The 15,980-nt window shown below is 61.8% G+C and carries 24 protein-coding genes and 1 tRNA gene; 2 read left to right on the top strand and 23 right to left on the bottom strand.

Translation table 11 applies throughout. From position 1 onward, the window contains the following. Positions 1 to 4: 4 nt before the first annotated feature. Positions 5 to 1,048: a tRNA preQ1(34) S-adenosylmethionine ribosyltransferase-isomerase QueA gene (queA, locus tag ACM0M4_RS06790; RefSeq protein ID WP_003137849.1), complete on the bottom strand. Its 1,044-nt coding sequence runs from the start codon at positions 1,046 to 1,048 to the stop codon at positions 5 to 7. A gap of 102 nt (positions 1,049 to 1,150) precedes the next feature. Between queA and ACM0M4_RS06785 the strand changes: the two genes are divergently transcribed. Further along, a tRNA-Leu gene (locus ACM0M4_RS06785) sits at positions 1,151 to 1,237 on the top strand. A 236-nt stretch (positions 1,238 to 1,473) separates the two neighbouring features. Further along, positions 1,474 to 1,809, top strand: a complete 336-nt coding sequence (locus tag ACM0M4_RS06780) for a GrlR family regulatory protein (protein ID WP_034031611.1) — start codon at positions 1,474 to 1,476, stop codon at positions 1,807 to 1,809. Positions 1,810 to 1,939: 130 nt separating this feature from the next. Here the strand turns inward: ACM0M4_RS06780 and ACM0M4_RS06775 are convergent, their stop codons facing one another. From ACM0M4_RS06775 to ACM0M4_RS06670, 22 genes are all read right to left on the bottom strand, one after another. Next, positions 1,940 to 2,164, bottom strand: a complete 225-nt coding sequence (locus ACM0M4_RS06775) for a DUF7364 domain-containing protein (RefSeq protein WP_003129771.1) — start codon at positions 2,162 to 2,164, stop codon at positions 1,940 to 1,942. Between the two features lie 72 nt (positions 2,165 to 2,236). Beyond that, positions 2,237 to 2,476, bottom strand: a complete 240-nt coding sequence (locus tag ACM0M4_RS06770) for a hypothetical protein (RefSeq protein ID WP_023124667.1) — start codon at positions 2,474 to 2,476, stop codon at positions 2,237 to 2,239. Beyond that, positions 2,473 to 2,775: a hypothetical protein gene (locus ACM0M4_RS06765; protein WP_023124666.1), complete on the bottom strand. Its 303-nt coding sequence runs from the start codon at positions 2,773 to 2,775 to the stop codon at positions 2,473 to 2,475. The genes ACM0M4_RS06770 and ACM0M4_RS06765 overlap by 4 nt, the downstream gene beginning before the upstream one ends. Next, positions 2,775 to 3,338 (bottom strand): hypothetical protein, encoded by a 564-nt coding sequence (locus ACM0M4_RS06760; RefSeq protein WP_003159085.1) that lies wholly within the window; start codon positions 3,336 to 3,338, stop codon positions 2,775 to 2,777. Before ACM0M4_RS06760 ends, ACM0M4_RS06765 begins: the two co-directional genes overlap by 1 nt. After that, a complete protein-coding gene (locus ACM0M4_RS06755) occupies positions 3,331 to 3,612 on the bottom strand; it encodes a hypothetical protein (protein WP_003159084.1) in 282 nt (93 codons plus the stop codon). Before ACM0M4_RS06755 ends, ACM0M4_RS06760 begins: the two co-directional genes overlap by 8 nt. Next, positions 3,612 to 4,172 (bottom strand): hypothetical protein, encoded by a 561-nt coding sequence (locus ACM0M4_RS06750; RefSeq protein WP_023124665.1) that lies wholly within the window; start codon positions 4,170 to 4,172, stop codon positions 3,612 to 3,614. Before ACM0M4_RS06750 ends, ACM0M4_RS06755 begins: the two co-directional genes overlap by 1 nt. A gap of 4 nt (positions 4,173 to 4,176) precedes the next feature. Then, a complete protein-coding gene (locus ACM0M4_RS06745; protein ID WP_023103657.1) occupies positions 4,177 to 4,368 on the bottom strand; it encodes a hypothetical protein in 192 nt (63 codons plus the stop codon). Beyond that, the gene (locus ACM0M4_RS06740) at positions 4,361 to 4,948 is read right to left on the bottom strand and encodes a hypothetical protein (protein WP_023124664.1); all 588 of its coding nucleotides are present in this window, start codon (positions 4,946 to 4,948) and stop codon (positions 4,361 to 4,363) included. Before ACM0M4_RS06740 ends, ACM0M4_RS06745 begins: the two co-directional genes overlap by 8 nt. 29 nt (positions 4,949 to 4,977) lie before the next feature. Continuing rightward, positions 4,978 to 6,636: a hypothetical protein gene (locus ACM0M4_RS06735; protein ID WP_034004903.1), complete on the bottom strand. Its 1,659-nt coding sequence runs from the start codon at positions 6,634 to 6,636 to the stop codon at positions 4,978 to 4,980. Continuing rightward, positions 6,633 to 7,037 carry a hypothetical protein gene (locus ACM0M4_RS06730; protein ID WP_003129734.1) on the bottom strand — a complete coding sequence of 135 codons (405 nt, stop codon included), beginning with the start codon at positions 7,035 to 7,037 and terminating at the stop codon, positions 6,633 to 6,635. Before ACM0M4_RS06730 ends, ACM0M4_RS06735 begins: the two co-directional genes overlap by 4 nt. A gap of 10 nt (positions 7,038 to 7,047) precedes the next feature. Beyond that, positions 7,048 to 7,593, bottom strand: coding sequence for a hypothetical protein (locus ACM0M4_RS06725; protein ID WP_034004904.1), 546 nt, complete (start codon positions 7,591 to 7,593; stop codon positions 7,048 to 7,050). Continuing rightward, a complete protein-coding gene (locus tag ACM0M4_RS06720) occupies positions 7,593 to 8,003 on the bottom strand; it encodes a hypothetical protein (RefSeq protein WP_023124660.1) in 411 nt (136 codons plus the stop codon). Before ACM0M4_RS06720 ends, ACM0M4_RS06725 begins: the two co-directional genes overlap by 1 nt. Before the next feature lie 2 nt (positions 8,004 to 8,005). Next, positions 8,006 to 9,703 (bottom strand): hypothetical protein, encoded by a 1,698-nt coding sequence (locus tag ACM0M4_RS06715; RefSeq protein WP_023124659.1) that lies wholly within the window; start codon positions 9,701 to 9,703, stop codon positions 8,006 to 8,008. Beyond that, positions 9,703 to 10,224 (bottom strand): hypothetical protein, encoded by a 522-nt coding sequence (locus ACM0M4_RS06710; protein WP_003159076.1) that lies wholly within the window; start codon positions 10,222 to 10,224, stop codon positions 9,703 to 9,705. Before ACM0M4_RS06710 ends, ACM0M4_RS06715 begins: the two co-directional genes overlap by 1 nt. A 39-nt stretch (positions 10,225 to 10,263) precedes the next feature. Next, on the bottom strand, positions 10,264 to 12,747 hold the full coding sequence (locus tag ACM0M4_RS06705; RefSeq protein ID WP_003159075.1) for a tape measure protein: 2,484 nt from the start codon (positions 12,745 to 12,747) through the stop codon (positions 10,264 to 10,266). A 102-nt stretch (positions 12,748 to 12,849) separates the two neighbouring features. Further along, positions 12,850 to 13,152 carry a hypothetical protein gene (locus ACM0M4_RS06700; RefSeq protein WP_003129708.1) on the bottom strand — a complete coding sequence of 101 codons (303 nt, stop codon included), beginning with the start codon at positions 13,150 to 13,152 and terminating at the stop codon, positions 12,850 to 12,852. Between the two features lie 57 nt (positions 13,153 to 13,209). Then, positions 13,210 to 13,737 carry a DUF4124 domain-containing protein gene (locus ACM0M4_RS06695; RefSeq protein ID WP_071534551.1) on the bottom strand — a complete coding sequence of 176 codons (528 nt, stop codon included), beginning with the start codon at positions 13,735 to 13,737 and terminating at the stop codon, positions 13,210 to 13,212. Positions 13,738 to 13,881: 144 nt separating this feature from the next. Then, positions 13,882 to 14,634, bottom strand: coding sequence for a hypothetical protein (locus ACM0M4_RS06690; RefSeq protein ID WP_003129705.1), 753 nt, complete (start codon positions 14,632 to 14,634; stop codon positions 13,882 to 13,884). Position 14,635: 1 nt separating this feature from the next. Continuing rightward, entirely contained in the window at positions 14,636 to 14,830 is a 195-nt protein-coding gene (locus tag ACM0M4_RS06685) for a DUF7210 family protein (protein WP_003129703.1), read from the bottom strand. 3 nt (positions 14,831 to 14,833) lie between these two features. Then, a complete protein-coding gene (locus ACM0M4_RS06680) occupies positions 14,834 to 15,304 on the bottom strand; it encodes a hypothetical protein (protein WP_003159074.1) in 471 nt (156 codons plus the stop codon). Continuing rightward, on the bottom strand, positions 15,301 to 15,630 hold the full coding sequence (locus ACM0M4_RS06675) for a hypothetical protein (RefSeq protein WP_003159073.1): 330 nt from the start codon (positions 15,628 to 15,630) through the stop codon (positions 15,301 to 15,303). The genes ACM0M4_RS06680 and ACM0M4_RS06675 overlap by 4 nt, the downstream gene beginning before the upstream one ends. Continuing rightward, positions 15,627 to 15,944 carry a DUF2190 family protein gene (locus tag ACM0M4_RS06670; protein WP_003129701.1) on the bottom strand — a complete coding sequence of 106 codons (318 nt, stop codon included), beginning with the start codon at positions 15,942 to 15,944 and terminating at the stop codon, positions 15,627 to 15,629. Before ACM0M4_RS06670 ends, ACM0M4_RS06675 begins: the two co-directional genes overlap by 4 nt. Between the last annotated feature and the right edge of the window lie 36 nt (positions 15,945 to 15,980).

Raw genomic sequence — 15,980 nt, 5'->3', positions numbered from 1 at the left:
TGGATCAGTCCTCGGGTCCGCGGGGCGCGGGATTGCGGGTGATGAACATGGCATCACCGTAACTGAAGAAGCGATAGCCCTGCGCCACCGCCGCGGCGTAGGCGGCCATGGTCTCCGGGTAGCCGGCGAAGGCCGAGACCAGCATCAGCAGGGTGGATTCGGGCAGGTGGAAGTTGGTGACCAGGGCATCGACCACATGGAACGGCCGGCCCGGGTAGATGAAGATGTCGGTGTCGCCGCTGAAGGGCTTCAGCTCACCGTCGCGTGCCGCGCTTTCCAGCGAGCGCACGCTGGTGGTGCCGACGGCGACTACCCGGCCGCCGCGGGCCCGGCAGGCGGAAACCGCGTCCACCACGTCCTGGCCGACCTCCAGCCACTCGCGGTGCATCACATGGTCCTCGATGCGCTCGACACGCACCGGCTGGAAGGTACCGGCACCGACATGCAGGGTAACGAAGGCGGTATCCACCCCCTTCGCGCGGATCGCCTCGAGCAGCGCCTCGTCGAAGTGCAGGCCGGCGGTCGGGGCCGCTACCGCACCGGCGCGCTGGGCGTAGACGGTCTGGTAGCGCTCGCGGTCGGCCGCATCGTCCGGTCGGTCGATATAGGGAGGCAACGGCATGTGCCCGACCCGCTCCAGCAAAGGCAGCACAGGCTCGGCGAAAGCGAGTTCGAACAGGGCGTCGTGGCGTTGCAGCATCTCCGCGCTGCCACCGCCTTCGACGAGGATCCGCGTACCGGGCTTGGGCGCCTTGCTGGCGCGTATGTGGGCAAGCACCCGGTGCTGGTCGAGCACGCGCTCGACCAGGACTTCCAGCTTGCCGCCGGATTCCTTCTGGCCGAACAGGCGCGCCGGGATCACCCGGGTATTGTTGAACACCATCAGGTCGCCCGGACGCAGGTAGTCCAGGAGATCGGCGAATTGTCTGTGGGCGAGGGTTCCCGTCGGGCCATCCAGCGCCAACAGGCGGCTTGCGCGGCGTTCAGGCAGGGGATGACGGGCGATCAGGGCCTCGGGCAAGTCGAAATGAAAATCGGCGACACGCATGGGGAGACTCTCGAAAGGCCGCGTAGCTTACCGGAAATGTGTTTTCCCCGCCACGAACCCGATTGACCAACGGTAGGCGCCTCCCTATACTGCGCCGCCATTGCCTCGGTGGCGGAATCGGTAGACGCGGCGGATTCAAAATCCGTTTCTGGCGACAGAGTGAGAGTTCGAGTCTCTCCCGAGGCACCAACAAAAGCCCGCAAATCATTGATTTTGCGGGCTTTGTCGTTTCTGGTGGCGTAAATTTGGCGTAACCACACTAAGGTCAACGGTGCCTAGCGTGCGCAGGAGCAAGCAGTGGACATTGTCCACCAGCCATTGATCTCTCCAGATTTTACAACCCTAGCTCTGCGCCTTTACACCTCCCCATACGCCATCATTAGGCTATCGTTCAATTTCTATCATCAATCTAGAGGTAGGAAGCAATGAGCCAAGGAATTTTCCACGTTCAATTCAAGTCCAACCTTCAAGACTCAGGACAAGGATTGGTTGTAATAAAGAACGGAAGCATCAACGGCGGAGATGATCACTATCTCTATCGTGGAGCCGCCCCACAGAAGACAGGACCCTTTACCGGAAAGCTCCATGTTGATAAGTGGAGAGATGGAAACCGAACCGTGGTCAACATCGATAACTTCGAGTTGGATGTAGACGGAAAGATAGACTTCGAGGCGGGGCACCTTGATCTTGTAGGTACCGTTACAGGGCAGCCTCAACTGCAGATCCAAATCATAGGAAGAAAAGTAAATGACACCTTCTAAAATAGTACTTTCCCTTTGAGGTCGATTGGGCTGAGCTATCAGCGTGTGGCGGTTTAGAGTTTTATTTCCTCTTCCCGCCACACCTCATCATTCAGTTATGACTTTGATTATCTAGAGGAACCACAAGCTCTCAACAGAGCACGACGATATCACCGGCCGCCACGCGCTCGGACAGGGATGTCAGCTTGCCGATCCCTTCCTGCAGAAATCGGCTGAGCTGCTCGATGCACTCGCGCTGGTCATCAGTGAGGCTGAACTCAGCCTCCATGCTTTCCATCAGGTCAAGGCAACACTGGTTGAGGAACCCCACCTCCAGTAACTCCGCCCGGAGCCTACGCCGCAACATCTCGTCCATACCAACATCCCTATCTACTCCGCATATCAGACTGTCGGAACGTGGCAAAAACGCGAACTTCGTCACAACTACCTATTCGGGTAGTGGACCAGGCAACGGGAAGCGGGCCTTGATCTCCTCGACCTTGGCGACCCAGGCAGAGTAGTCCGGCTCGGTGCCGGCCTTGATCGCATCGAATTCAGCCTCGGTCTTGAGCGGGTCACTCTCCAAGCGGTAGGCATTTGCCCGAGCCACGGCCGCGGCATCGTACTCAGCCTGCCAGCGCTCTTGCGCCTGCTGTTCGGCGGTCTTTACCTTGCTCCAGTCGATCATCGCGGCAACTCCACCGGGCCATCGGCCTCGATCAGCAACGGTTCAGGGAAGCAAGCGGCGGCACTGGCATCGACGGCAAGCGGGAACCGCAGGATCAGCTCCAACCGGCCGGCACGTCGCAGTACGGGACCAGCGAACCACTCCGACCTGATAGCCTCGGCCGGCAACTCGCCGCCCTCCGGGAGCGGAGCGAAGTCGAACGCCTGGCCGTTCACGGTGAGTACATCGCCAGCCCTGCTCAGTGACAGGCGCTCGTCGCGTCGCGGCAGCGGAGCAAACGGTGACAACTTGATGATCATCAGAACCACCTCCCCACAACCATAATGCTCAACCCGTTGGTGCCAAGGTCTTCATTCAAGTAGAAAGTAACTTGGTCCCCGCCCATGTAGCCGCCCCTAACCCCCGCCGCAGCCGATGGCCAGCCGCTGAACGGTATCCAGTTGACGATGAGGCTATATGAGGATCCTCCGATGAACTCAGCCGCCAACTGCACTGTGTTGGGCCCTGCTTGGTAGTTGCTACCAGACCCCGTGATTTGGCGTATGCAAATCTGAGTTCCATCTGCAAACCGAACGAATTCGCCGTTTGCGTTGCTACCACGTTGAATCACCGCCCCTGTCGGTATTCCGCTCGACTGCGAAACGGCGCCGAGAATGCTGTCTCGCGAGTACAAAGCCCCAGTTGAACCCAGGGCAGCTCTAATTGCAGCACTCCCAAGCCCAAGGGACGTGCGCGCGCCAGCGGCAGTTGCAGCGCCTGTGCCGCCAAGCGCAACCGGCACCGTGTCGCCGTCGGCGAACTCGCGGAGACTGCCGTAGCCGTTGCCGTCGGCCTGGAGTTTCGTCGGGCGTATATCAGCCATTGAACAGCACCTGTAGGTTGAGAGTTGCGCCGCCGGCGGTATAGGCCGGCAATTGGCCGTCAGGGTTCATCGTGAGCCGAAGCATGGAACCATCGGCGAGATACCCAGGAACAGCCGCGGGGATGCGGACGTTCATCGGGTATGCCACCACGACGCCCGCGCCGTTGGTCACGAACTGGTCGTATCCGGTGCTGCGCCGGACGAAGTAGATCGCGTTCGGCTCCAGCACCGCAGGCAACTGCGCGACGACCTTGTGGGTCTGGAGCGCAGCCATTACCAGGCCGTCCCATTCCACTCGGCCGGGATCGGCTGGCCGTTGAAGCGCACCAGGCCCGACTCCTCACCAAACTTGTCCAGCGTCGACTTGTTCGCGTGCGTGTGCGCCTGGGAAACGGCAGTGTCGATCTGCGCCGGCGTCGACGTCGGGCGCCCGTTGATCGCGTCCCAGTTGAGCTCGACGTCCATCGACTCATACTCGGCCACCTTCAGCCAGGCGCTGGTCGCAGGGTTCCATGCGTACAGCGCAGCTCCGGATTCGACTGTAGGGTCCGCGCTCGCATCCTGAACCAGGACGAAGATTGCGCCCTCAGGCTCCAGGGCGTCGCGCGCGGCGATATCCACAACGAACAGGATCGGCGCGCCGGTGCCGGGCAGGCTGGCCAACGCCTCGTTGATCAGCGCATTGATCATCGCGCTGTTGCCGATCGAGCGCGCCACACCCGCCGAGTTCGTCAAATACGATTCGGCGAAGTTGCTGTTCTCCACGAAGTAGAAGCTGTCCGGCTCCAGCGTACCCGGCAGGGTCGCCACTTTGAAAAATCGAATCTGGGCCATTTCATCACCAATCAGTCGCGCCCCATTGGGCACCGTCTACGCCATCCCTCCCGGGAGGCCCTTGGTCACCCGCAACAACCACAAGCACATCTGCCGGCGGCGTCACTGTGACCGCGTATTCCTGCATCTCGCTGAGCACAAGCGGCTCGCAATCAACATCGATCGCCAGCGCCCAGGGCTCGGCGGCGTCATCCATCGCACCCTCCCCCGCGGCTCACACTGATCGGCCCGCTGTAGTAGCGGTGGACCGTGCCATCCGGGTATGTCACGTCCACGTCGTAGACCGCCGCCGACCATTCCAGCGCCGCGGTAGCCGATGCCGATATCTCGCGCGAGATCGTTCCGGCGCCAGCGAACTCCAGGCCAGAGCCGAGCGACAGCGTCAGCAGCACCGTCCCGCCTGGCTCGGCGCGGATCTGCATCCGCACCTCGGCGCCAGTGAGGTCAACCGGTGGCTGGTAGATCAGTTGCCCGCCAACAGGCGCCAGCCCAACGGCTGACAGCAAGTTGATCTCGATCGTGTCGTCGTCGATGGACGCGACCCGGTGAGGCAGTTGCCGAAGCCGAGCGCGGTTCAGTTCGGGCATGCCCTGGACGCCATCGATCCAGGCTAACCAGGTGTCGGGCAACCCGTGGCCGGGGATGGTCAGCCGGACGGGAGCGGTCGACGCGATCTGGGTGATCGGCCGGTAGACCAGGCTCGGTTGCATGATCCGCATCGTGTCGCGGAACGTCGCCCCTTTTTCAATTCGCAGGGGTACACAGGCCGGCGTCATGCGGCTTCTCCTTGAAGTAGTAGAAGTGGCTAAACCCAACTGGTCAGGTACTGGATGCACTCCGAGCCGCGAGAGAGCTCTCCGGTGACGGGGTTGCAACTGGCTCGCACCCAGCGGTCGGCTGGCTCCCAGAAAAATCCGCGCCGGTACTCATGCGCGGGCTTACTCTTGGTCAGGGTGTCGGTAACCGTTCCAGAGGTCACGCCGCCGAGGCGCACGGCCGGGCCCTGGCGAACGCTGACGGTTGTTGTGGTCTGCCCCTCGGGATAGTCGAACGGATCGCGGATGTGGCAGATGGCTGCGCTGTTGTTGCTCAACGCGGCGAGCCACACCTGATGCTGGTCCTGGTTGGCCAGCATGTTCTCGTCGTTCACAAGCCACTGGTAGGTCACAACGGTGTTGACGATATGCATGCCTGGGGGGAATGTCGTCGTCGGCGGGGTGACCACCGGCCCACCCGTATGGTCTGGGTCGGTATAGGTCGTGACGTCATCCGGCTCCCCCGTACACTTCACCGTCCGAGTGATCTGCAGTCCTGTCCCTGGGATGTAGATCGCCTCGAACTGCTCTGTCAGCACTGTGCTGTCGACAACTGATCCGGAGCCGCTCAACAGCGCAACCTCGCTGCTTCGCTCCGTCGCTGTTCTTGTCGTCACGCCGGGCTCGTTGCGGTACTCCTTAAGTGCATAGTGGCGTCGGTTGTAGCGCGCGGTCTGGATGTTTCCCTGGGCGTCATACCAGGCGGTCAGCAACCCGGAGGTCTGGTTCCATTCCTCTCGATAGAGCGTGGTTTCGATGGGATCGCCCGGCTGACTGCTCTCGTCGGTCACCTGATGAACCGGATTACCGAGCGCGGCCTGGCGATTCTCGATCACGTCTATTGTGACCGTCTGACTGTGATCCGCCTCTGGATCTCGGATATCCGGGGCAATGGTCACCTCGACGAGACCATACAACCCCTGAGGGGCTCCAGACGGGGACGAACCGCTGACCACCGACGTTCCGGGCGGTGGGTCAATCTGCCGCATCCCTTCACCCTGTGTCACCACCACCCCCAGCAGCAACCGATTTCGGTAGACCCCCAGCAGCTTCAGATAGTCCAGCTTGACGGTTTCACCAAAAAACCAGTAGTCGAAGTTGCTCCCGAGCAGATCTTTTACCGCACACTCCGGCTGTCCTGCGCCCTGCCCAACATCCTCAAGCGTTATCTTCTTCCGAAGAGCGTGAATCGTTCCGCCCTTTGTCCAAAAATCGAGGTAGTAGCTGCCCTGCTCCACATTGAGGTAGATATCCACATACAGCGGGCGACGCGGCTCCTCGTCGCTAGACCACCAGAGAGGGAGCCCCCTGAATGGGGCGTCGCCTGTATAGGGCTGCCCCTCGGCCGAGGTCGTCGCGCCGCCGTAGTACAACTGATAGTCGTAGTTGCCTCCGCCTCGAAGGATCGTTCGCCCCCACCACTTCCCGCCCTGCTCCTCGACCTGCGGGTCGTCCTGGTCCGGTAGGCCCATGTCGAACAGATGCGTGTGATTCATCGGCCATTTGCCGTAGTACGCGATCGCTGGGCGCGTCGCCCCGTTCGGCAGGGTGACGTAGCCGGCCAGATCCTTGTTCTGCTGGCGAATCTTTCCGTGCCACGGCCAGCCCATGCGAACGACCTCGCCGTCCCAGGGCATAAGTTGATTCATGCCTTGAACTCCATGCGGCCAATATTCGAGCCGCCATCCTGCATCTCGAAGCTGGTGACGCGCTTGAACACAACGACGACCAGGCCATCGGTGCTCACGATCTCCTCGTCGGCCACCGTGCGCTTCGACTTGTCGGTTTCGGCCAACGGCCAGGACACACCGCCCCCGCCGATCTGCTTGCCGGCAGGGTTGTAGTCAGCCCTGCCGCGCGCAGCATCCAGGGCGCCGCGCGGGTCGATCTTGCGCAGCGACCGCGCCTGCCGCTCCGGCTCGATCAGCCGGTTGAGCGCCGCGGTCAGGCCCTGGTCACCGCGGCGCTCCGCTTCAACCCGTTGGCCGCCCGCGCGGCGGATCGCCTCGTTCCTCGCGCCGAGGCCGCGGCGCTCATCTGAAAGAGCCATACGCTATCTCCTACGCGTTCAGCACATCGCTGAACACCAGCATCGACAGGGTGAGTTCGTCAGCATCGAAATAGATGCGCGCCCACACCTCGCCGTTGAGGTCATTTGCATTGATCACGAACCCATACGACTCCTGCGCCGCCCACTGCCTGGAGGTGCCCACGATCGACATACCTCCGGGCAATTCACCCGACGTAACCCTGATTTGCAGTTGTTGCCCGCTCGGAGCCCAGGTTCTGATGTTCAGGTCGAACTGTCGGGATGTGCTGGGATCGATTCCAATTGCGGCGGTGCCAAGCTCGGGAATTGCGAACAGACGGGCCTCAACAAATGAGTGTTGAGGCTCGAGAAGGAACTGGCCGTCGGTATTGACATGCAGCACCTCGCTCGGAGCGCTGCCACCGCCACTACCCAGCTTCACCCAATCGGCACCGCTCGCGGTGCCCTTCGCCATGTATAGCGCGCCGTTGTTCGTGTTCACGTAGTGAGCGCCGATGCTGGGGGGCGGATCGAGCGGCTCCCCGGCGCCGGACAGGACGTGCGTAACAGTTGCCATCAAATGTTCTCCATGATCAGGTTGTTGCCGGCGTCGTCGACCAACGTTGCGCCGGTTTCGTCGACAAGGGTGCCGCCAGACGCCCCGGACTCCAGAGCCTGGATGCGCGCCTGGAGCGTCATGAGGTCGCCAGCCGTGACGGCGGCATAGATCGCCGTTCCCGCCGGCCAATTGCCGCCGGTGGTGCCTTCCTGGGCGCGCTCGATCGTCACCACCCCACCGGCGCTGGCGGTTGCTTTCACGATTTCATGCTGCACACCGGCGTCATCTGCGAGCGTCAACAGCACCCAGCTTCCTCCGGATAACGGCAGCAGCGCGGCGGCAGCATCAGGCACCGTCAGGCTTAACGCGCCAGGCGAAAGGCCGGCGCTCAGCGTCGTCTTCCAGTTGTTGATCCAGGCTCTCGCCATCGCTACATCTCCAGTACGTCATCAGGTACAGCTACCCGGTAAGTGGCTGCGATCTCCGGCGCATGCTCGTCTCGGTAGTTCGCCGGTATCTCTGGCGATGTCACAATAAAGCGCCTCGGGAACAGTTCAGCGCCGGGATCGCGATTGCTCCAGTTACCTGAGAAACCATCCGCCTCATCGTCATACGCGGGACCGCCGTTTCGTCCTCCGAGCTGCGTCGAGAGTTGGCCGCCACCCGACGGCGGACTGACGGGATCCGCCGAGCCAGCCGGCGGAACAAGGGGGTCTGCTGCGCCACCGCCGCCTCGCATCACCGCGATAGAGATCGTGGTCAGGGCGCTTCCGGATGCAAGATCGAGCCGGTCGACAATGCGTCGACACTTGCCCACCGCGCGCGCGCCCTGATCATCTAGTCGGATCGTATGCACCAGGTCGATCGGTAGAACCATGCTGGTGGGCACGTCCCACGTCACAGTCGTCCCGCGGTGTGCGGAGATGAGCGTCGTTGCTCCCTGAGCGAGCAGGCAGTTCAGCGCAGCCAATCGCCGGCTGTCGTCCTTTTCATCGCTATGGCCTGTGTTGCCGCCCGTGATGGGGTCGCTTTCCCAGCGCTCGGCCCTGTCCGACTCGATCTCGAACGAGGCGCGCTGCCGACCGACAATCGGGCCGGTCGCCGCCACGCTCGGCTGAACTTCCATGACCAACCGGTAGCTCTCTGTGACGGACTGCACCCAGCGCCGGCCAGCAATCCAATTTCCGCCGAGCAGCAATTCGGTGAAGTTGTTGACCCATGCCGCCGGCGGGTTGCAGTACACGCCTGTCGGTGGCAGCGGGTACCACGTTGCATAGAACAGAGTTTGTCCTTTGCTTTCCGTGGCAGTTGTAATCATCTCGACATCTGGCAGTTCGGTGTCGTCATGACGCCAGTTGCAGAACCCCGCCTCACCAACGGCATTGCCAGTTCCCGGGTGCTGCCAACCATACGAGGCGTTCAACTGCCAGAGCCGGCTGAATCGGTAGTCGCACTCGATCTCGACCCTGTTCGTCTGCGAACTCAGGTCGGCCAGCTCGACTGCAAGCGTTCCGTACACCGTAGAGCCTGGGCCGAACTCGAAGGCAGGCGCCACAGCAAGCCATGATGTGACGCGGAGAGCACCATATGGCGAGCAGTCCAAGCTCCCGGTGACGCTGGTCAAACGCTCCTGGGCGTAGTCCCACCGCGAGCGTCCATCGACCGGCTCGAACACATCTGCGGACCAGGCGCCGCCGACCAGGGCGTCGACGGCCGCAATCTCCATGGCCTCTACACGCTGCTGCAACTGGTCCGTGCAACTGACGTCCAAGACGCGCCGAACAGGATTCCAGGCTGGCTGTGTAACTCTCCCCGTAAACCGTCGCCCCTGACTCAGTTCACCCGCGGTCTCCGTTGCGTAGTCGATGGTTACGGTTCGACCGATCCAGTCCGTAGGGACAACAGGTCCGTCGCCGAGATAGATCGAAAAGGACGCGACGCCAGCCGCCCCCTCTTCACGATCGACCTCGATCTCCCCGGTCAGGAGCGGCGTAACGTCGTCATCGCCAACGCGCACGATTGGGCGCCATGTGAAAGCGTAGCCAGGGATGATCGGCTCAGGACCAGGCACAGCGGAGTGAGCGGCCGAGTTCAGCTCAGCGCTATTGAGCGGTCCACCGTTAAGCATCAGATTTCCTCAGCGACAATTTGCCAGGTCCGGCTGTTGTTCGAAGAATCAAGCGCTTCAGGAGGGATGGATGCGAAGACGTGGAACAGCGGCCACCACTCGACGCGGTAGAGTTGCGCGCCTGGGATCTCCGACACAGTTACCACCTGGCCGACGGACGACACGTCCGTTCTGACCCACTCACGACCGACCAGCGCCAGCCCCCACGGACTGGCATCGGGGCGAACCTCTCCAGGGATTGTGAATACTCGGTCGACGGCAGTGCGGCCGGAAATGCCAAGCGACGCATTGCATCGCAGCTCCAACGGGTTGTCGAAGTCGAGTCCAAGCATCCCCGTGCCGATCCATCCTGAACCGCTGATGGTGATCGCTGTCTTGCGCCAGTGCGTCATCTGTACTGCCGCACCTCCGCTGAGCCTCAATCGCTCGACGCCGCCATCTACAGCTTGGTACTGACACTGAGGGGCGCCGCCGTGTATCACGATCGGTACGCCCCCCAGCATCACGTTCGGAATGATCATTCCCAACTCCATAAAAAAGCCCGCGCTAGGCGGGCTCGGTCATTTTGGGCGTGTCCGCCCGAACTTCGAGGCGGCCTTGCGTATATCTCGGAGCGTGTCGTGTGTCCCGAAAACGGTGAAACCGGCATCGTCTCCGCCCAGGTTGAGGGTCAGCGAACCCAGGTTTTGCATGGCGGCCGGCGGACTCGCCTGCTGAAGCGCCGCGGTCGGAATCTCGGGTATCTCGGGGAGAGTTCGTTGATACCTCTGCGACATCTGCAGCGACTGCACCGCGTTGAAGATGCGCTCTCCTCCGCGCATCATCATCAACTCCGGCCCACGCTCCCCAACCCAAGCCATGCCAGGGGGAGCGCTCTGCGTACCAGTGGCAAACCCGGGTATCTTGGGGGTGATGCTGGGCACGCCCGGCAAGCCCATCTCCGGAGGCGGAACCAGCGTGATAGGTATCACGAGCTGCTCAGCCAGTCCGGCGGCGATGTCGGCGACCTGCTGCTTCAAGGTCTCCGCGCTTTCGAAGTCCATTCCGAACGATACCTCGACGTTTTGCACAGCCGCGATGCGCTCCTCGAGGTCGGCCAGGTTCAGGCGGTTGACGTCATCCGCAGCCTTGGCATTACCAGCCTCGACCTCTGCGGCCTTGTTGGCGATGCGCTCCACCTCCTTGGCCACGCCTTCGAAGCCGTAGCTGTTCGCGCCAGCGTCCTTCAGTTGCTGAAGGATCTGAAGCGCGCGGCGCGCCTCCTCGATCGCCTTTTGGTTGTTGCCAGCGGTCAGGGCGTTGCGAGCCGAGGCCTGGGCCGCAGTGGCATCACCGAAGGTCTGCGTTCCGGAGGTGGGCGTCGCCTGGATGCCCTTCACCAGATCGGCAAACTCCTTGCGGACATCTGCCTGGCGCGAAAGCGCGTCGTTGAGGTTCTTGGTGGACTGCTCAAGGAGGGCCTTGGTCCGCACAACCTCAGATTGGAGGTCGGCGACATTCTGATCCCGAGCCCGCTTCAGAGCATCGTTCTGTCGCTTCACGATCTGCTCTTGGCGCGCCTTCTCGGCGGCGAGGGTGGCTGTGAGGCTGCCCTCCCCCTTTTTCACCAGCGTATTCGCCGTGTTGATGTTCTTGGCAACATCGTTCAACTGGTTCGCAACCCAGTCGACGACGCCTGTTTCCTTCGCGCGACGTCCCCAGTATTTCTGGGTTTCGGAAAAGATCCGGTTCAGCCCCGCACCAATCTCCGGGGCAAATGACGCCATCTCCTCGCGGAGCTTCGGCAGTTCCTTCCGCAGCGCGATAACGATCTGCTCCGAGGTGAGCTCACCGGCGGCAGCCATCTCGCGAAGCCGGCCGACAGTCACCCCGAAGGAGTCCGCCAGGGCGCCAGCAATGCGATCCGAGGACTCCAGAACGGTATTGAACTCTTCGCCCCGCAGAACACCACTGGCGATGGCCTGGGAGAACTGGGTAATGACCGAGGCCGACTCCTCGGCAGATGCCCCACCGATTTTCAGGCCGAGCGACACCGCCTCTACGGTTTCGAGGGCGGCTCGCTGATCCATGCCCGCATCCCGAAGCGGGCGCTGCAACCGCGAATAAAGGCCGATGAGGTCGCCGACATCGCCCTGGACATCATCAGCGATACGGTCGAGTTCGATCTGCGCGGTGTTGAACTCTTCCTGCGAGCGGGTTGCCAGGCGAAGCCTGGAATCAAGCCGGCCAACAGTGTCGGCCCCGTTCGCAAGCTTCGCCGTTGCAGCGCCTACCGCGGCGGCGAGACCTGCAACCGCCAGTGCCGGGCCGCTCCCGCGGAGAGAGCCGATGCTCGACAGCCGCGAGCCGGCACCAAGCGAGTTGAGTTCGCTCTTGGTCTCCGCGATCTGCTTCTTGAGCGCCCGCTGCGCAACGGCAAGCTCCCTTGTGGATAGCGTTCCGCTGGACCGAAGCAAGCGATATTGCTGGTTCAACTGCCCGATGGCAGCCTGCAGTTCGCGCACCCTGGCTACTCCCAGGGTGCTACGCGCTTGCTCCAAGTTGTAGCGGCGCTGCTCGATCGCGCTCTGCTTGATCGCTGCGGTCTGTTGCCGGAGGCTGGTGGTGGCCGCATCATTCCGGCCAGCCTGGAGGTTTCGATCCAGCTCCCGCTGGAGCCGCTGCCGTTCGGATGTCAGGCTCCTCGTATCCAGCCCGGCCTGCTTCAACTCCCGGCGCATCGCGGAAAGCCGAGCTATCTGGACCGTCTCTGCCCGCTCCAGGCTTCGCAAGTCCGAAATGGAGTCCCGGTAAGCCTGCTGCAATTCGCGGCTCGGCCTGATCGTCGATGCCAGTTCGTTGCCGAGCGTGCGGATCTGCTCGCGCGCCGAGCGCGCCTGGCGTTGCGTGTCCTCAAGGGTGCTTTCGAGAGCAGTGAAATCGTTTAAACGCTTGAGAGGTTGCGCGACTTGCCTGACCAGTTCGGCATATTCCTTGCGGAAACCTGACACCTCGCGCAGCGCATCATCGAGGTCAGCAGTCAGCCGGATCTTTACGTCAGCCATTTCATTCAGCCTTCAGCGCGGTCAAGAACAGCGACCAGGGATATTCAAGGACTTGGTGATGCCCAAGCCTCACCAGAACGCAAATGGCGCGCTCCAAACTCCTCAAGGCTTGTCGCGGAGTTTCGTGAGACGGCCCAGCATTCCGAAAAAATGCGGGTTCACCTCTTTGCATGCATCCAGCAACTTGGCGAGTTGGCTCGGCCGGAGATCGTTAATTTGGCTCTCCGTAACCGATGTCATCAGGCAAAGATCGGACAGCCTGATATCTTCGAAGAGGACATTGCTGACGAGGTCTTGATCACTGACCTCCTGCATTAGCTTCCGAACATCCGAAACACTCAGTTCGCGGACGATCACTTCCACCTCGCCAACTTTCACAACCTTGCTTGCGGTCATCTCGGACATTTCAATCCTCCAGAAAGCACAAACCCCGCCGAAGCGGGGCTGGTTAGAATTTTGGGGTCAGTTCTTATGGCCCGACTGATAGGAGCCTCGCACACATCCATCTCGGTCAAAAGAAACCGTAGTCTGGTCAACATACTTGTCATTCCAGTAGGTGACAGCACCCGCGCCGGCGGTACTGCCGTTGCGGTTCACCTTCCCGTAGATGCTTTCCACATCCTCCCTGGACATTCCAGGGACGACCTTGCCCTGGACCTTGGCCTTGCGAAGGTCACGCTCAGACAACCCTGTGGAACACGTAGGGCTTGGCGACGAACCACCGACGACGGTCACTCCGCTGCCGCCCTGATGGCTACCTCTATAGGTACGGCCTGATGGCTGCTTGGGCTTAGCCATGACAGCCGAAGCACCTGACCCGCTTGGACGCTGGTTGGTGGCGGAGACCACATCGTCCAGGGATTGGTTTTCTGGGCAATTCTGCTGGGTAAAAGTGACTTTTCCGTCAGGGCCGACACACTTGAAGACCGTCGCCGCATGGACAGAACTGACCGCAAGAAGCAAAGCGAGAACGGGGAAAATCCGTTTCATAGCGACTCTCCATAGGAACTGCTTCACACTCTAGCACCGCCGCGCCAACACCAAAACCCAGGGCCTAGTTGGGTTTTGATAGCCCAAATGTCAGATCGGAGTCAGGGATTGCTCGCCCGGCGTCCCTGCCGGGCATGAATGGCGTCACACCGTCGCCAGTTCCTTCTTGATGTTGAAATACTTCGACTTTCCAGCGCCGACCTTAGTCGGGTCCATCAGCACCTTAGCAGTGGCCTCGGCAGCGAGGAAGTCTTCGGTATTGAGCCAGTCCTGTTGGCTCGACGGGTTCAGGCGGCACCGGAAATAGCGCGCCTGGATACGGCGCTGGGTACCGGCTGCGTTCTCACCCTCGAAGAGGCATTCGAACGTCTTGCCGCTGTTGGTCAGCGCTTCGATCACATCAACGGTGGCGGACTTGTAAGTCACCTTGATCGGCGTGGCCGCAGAGATCGCACCCCCTTCAACGATTTCGATACCGGCGCCGGTCATGTTCCAGTCGTCGAACTCTTCGTAGGTCGTGGTGCCGTCATCACTCTTCACGCTGGTGATCTCCAGCGGCATGAAGTCGAGCGCGATCGTGCCTCCTGGAACGGCGGTGTGCGCTTCGTCGGTGTGGGTGGCAGAAGGAACATTGGTGGCGTCCCCCCACACCAAGGCAGCCAGGATGCTGGTCTTGAGCTCGCGGAAGTTGATCGACAAACCGACCGAAGTGATGCGCGAAACGGCATCGTACTCACCGCCCTGCGGGGTGGTGGTATCCGGCAAAGTGATCTCGTTGGTCTCGATGGTCTGCTGGATAGTGGACACCAGGCCAGCGAACTGGAAGGGGGTGGTAGCGCCGGACTCGCGGATCTTGAAGGGTCCGCCGATCACATACGTCTCTTTCTCGATAGCCATATCAGGCCTCCTTCTTGATCACGCCTTCGCGGCGCAGGAATTCAACCTGGTCAGGGCTGACGTTGATCTTGTCGCCGGCCGCCTTCTCCTTGCCCTGGTGCCAATGCACCTTGGCCAGGGTGACCTCGACGGCCTTGTTCAGCGCAGCCGGCGGCGCGGCGTCGACCGCGGCCGGCACCTGGGGATCGCTCTTCATGGGTTACGCCTCGATGATGGTTTTCAGATAGACAGGGATTCGAATCACAGCAGCGGCCACTCCATCACCCGGCGGGTACGGCTCAGGCGCCCCCAACGTCAGCCCGGTAATGCCGCGCTCTCGGGGCAGCCAACGCAGGAAATGCCCCTTGGGGGCAGGCATCAGGCACGCCAGAAGATCTAGCTGCAGGTCCTCCAGAGCCTCCGCATAGTGGTCATACCCGCCGCGCACCGCGCCTACCACGTCGAAGCCGCGATGAAAGCGAACGCCAGCGTCGAGATGCTCCGGCGGCTGCTCCTTGCCCGGCTGAACGACGATCAGCGGAAAGCCCTCATGCCGCTCCTTGACCAGCTCGTTAAACCACCCAGAGAGCACGCGAGTGCCCGCGTCCGTCCGGTATCCCTGGTTTGGCGTGATGGTTTGCAAGCGCGCCAGCAAGGCCAAGCGGCCGATCGTGAGCACGTTCGGCTTCATGCTTCCTCCTCGATCGTTGCTGCCGTCAGCAACCAACCGTCGTTCGCAATGAGCTTTTCGACGAGATAGCGCGACGACCCGATAACGAAGAGGTCGCCACGCGATGCCGTGGGAACATCCTTCGCCAGCCAACTGATCCCAACCTTGTCCGTGATGAAAACCCCATCAGGCCCGTCGTAACTGAGGTTTCGATCGACCTGCAGAGGTATCCCCTTGATCGGGGGGCGACCGATGCCGCGGAACTCGCCCACGGCATCAGATAACCGCTCTTGCCCACGCTCGTGGAGCCGTTGGATCAGCCGGCCAAAACGGCCCGGCGCGCTCATTGTTGGATCAGCATCGCCGACGCGAAGCCGTCAACGGTGGGCTCGGTGATCTTGCCGAACGCCACCGAGTCGGCAGTGGCAGCAGCTACCAGCTCCCCATCGAGCACGCTGCACTTGGCACCCTGGGTCAGGCCAGCGGCAGCAGGCAGGCTCCAGACGCCGCCAGTTTTTCCGGCGAACGGCTCGCCCGCGGCGGCATCTACCAGCGGCACCACCACCAGGTCTCCGATCACCGCAGGTACGCCGGACTGAACGCCGCCAGCGGGCGCAATGAGAGTCAGGACGTTGCCGTCCTCCACATAGTTCTTCGCCATGGTTGATTCTCCTAATGGCAGAAACAGAAAGCCCCG

Source organism: Pseudomonas sp. 18-147, assembly GCF_051048045.1.
GTDB lineage: Bacteria > Pseudomonadota > Gammaproteobacteria > Pseudomonadales > Pseudomonadaceae > Pseudomonas > Pseudomonas aeruginosa.
Note: the sequence above shows the minus strand (reverse complement) of the source record. Positions and strands in the feature narration are given on the sequence as shown.

Coding starts and splice junctions, on each gene's coding strand:
- ACM0M4_RS06680 (WP_003159074.1), bottom strand. CDS start 15,304: ATGAAGCCGAACGTGCTCACGATCGGCCGCTTGGCCTTGCTGGCGCGC.
- ACM0M4_RS06690 (WP_003129705.1), bottom strand. CDS start 14,634: ATGGCTATCGAGAAAGAGACGTATGTGATCGGCGGACCCTTCAAGATC.
- ACM0M4_RS06745 (WP_023103657.1), bottom strand. CDS start 4,368: ATGGATGACGCCGCCGAGCCCTGGGCGCTGGCGATCGATGTTGATTGC.
- ACM0M4_RS06685 (WP_003129703.1), bottom strand. CDS start 14,830: ATGAAGAGCGATCCCCAGGTGCCGGCCGCGGTCGACGCCGCGCCGCCG.
- ACM0M4_RS06755 (WP_003159084.1), bottom strand. CDS start 3,612: ATGGCTGCGCTCCAGACCCACAAGGTCGTCGCGCAGTTGCCTGCGGTG.
- ACM0M4_RS06705 (WP_003159075.1), bottom strand. CDS start 12,747: ATGGCTGACGTAAAGATCCGGCTGACTGCTGACCTCGATGATGCGCTG.
- queA (WP_003137849.1), bottom strand. CDS start 1,048: ATGCGTGTCGCCGATTTTCATTTCGACTTGCCCGAGGCCCTGATCGCC.
- ACM0M4_RS06720 (WP_023124660.1), bottom strand. CDS start 8,003: ATGGCGAGAGCCTGGATCAACAACTGGAAGACGACGCTGAGCGCCGGC.
- ACM0M4_RS06675 (WP_003159073.1), bottom strand. CDS start 15,630: ATGAGCGCGCCGGGCCGTTTTGGCCGGCTGATCCAACGGCTCCACGAG.
- ACM0M4_RS06730 (WP_003129734.1), bottom strand. CDS start 7,037: ATGGCTCTTTCAGATGAGCGCCGCGGCCTCGGCGCGAGGAACGAGGCG.
- ACM0M4_RS06780 (WP_034031611.1), top strand. CDS start 1,474: ATGAGCCAAGGAATTTTCCACGTTCAATTCAAGTCCAACCTTCAAGAC.
- ACM0M4_RS06775 (WP_003129771.1), bottom strand. CDS start 2,164: ATGGACGAGATGTTGCGGCGTAGGCTCCGGGCGGAGTTACTGGAGGTG.
- ACM0M4_RS06760 (WP_003159085.1), bottom strand. CDS start 3,338: ATGGCTGATATACGCCCGACGAAACTCCAGGCCGACGGCAACGGCTAC.
- ACM0M4_RS06710 (WP_003159076.1), bottom strand. CDS start 10,224: ATGATCATTCCGAACGTGATGCTGGGGGGCGTACCGATCGTGATACAC.
- ACM0M4_RS06750 (WP_023124665.1), bottom strand. CDS start 4,172: ATGGCCCAGATTCGATTTTTCAAAGTGGCGACCCTGCCGGGTACGCTG.
- ACM0M4_RS06770 (WP_023124667.1), bottom strand. CDS start 2,476: ATGATCGACTGGAGCAAGGTAAAGACCGCCGAACAGCAGGCGCAAGAG.
- ACM0M4_RS06740 (WP_023124664.1), bottom strand. CDS start 4,948: ATGACGCCGGCCTGTGTACCCCTGCGAATTGAAAAAGGGGCGACGTTC.
- ACM0M4_RS06695 (WP_071534551.1), bottom strand. CDS start 13,737: ATGAAACGGATTTTCCCCGTTCTCGCTTTGCTTCTTGCGGTCAGTTCT.
- ACM0M4_RS06765 (WP_023124666.1), bottom strand. CDS start 2,775: ATGATCATCAAGTTGTCACCGTTTGCTCCGCTGCCGCGACGCGACGAG.
- ACM0M4_RS06670 (WP_003129701.1), bottom strand. CDS start 15,944: ATGGCGAAGAACTATGTGGAGGACGGCAACGTCCTGACTCTCATTGCG.
- ACM0M4_RS06725 (WP_034004904.1), bottom strand. CDS start 7,593: ATGGCAACTGTTACGCACGTCCTGTCCGGCGCCGGGGAGCCGCTCGAT.
- ACM0M4_RS06715 (WP_023124659.1), bottom strand. CDS start 9,703: ATGCTTAACGGTGGACCGCTCAATAGCGCTGAGCTGAACTCGGCCGCT.
- ACM0M4_RS06700 (WP_003129708.1), bottom strand. CDS start 13,152: ATGTCCGAGATGACCGCAAGCAAGGTTGTGAAAGTTGGCGAGGTGGAA.
- ACM0M4_RS06735 (WP_034004903.1), bottom strand. CDS start 6,636: ATGAATCAACTTATGCCCTGGGACGGCGAGGTCGTTCGCATGGGCTGG.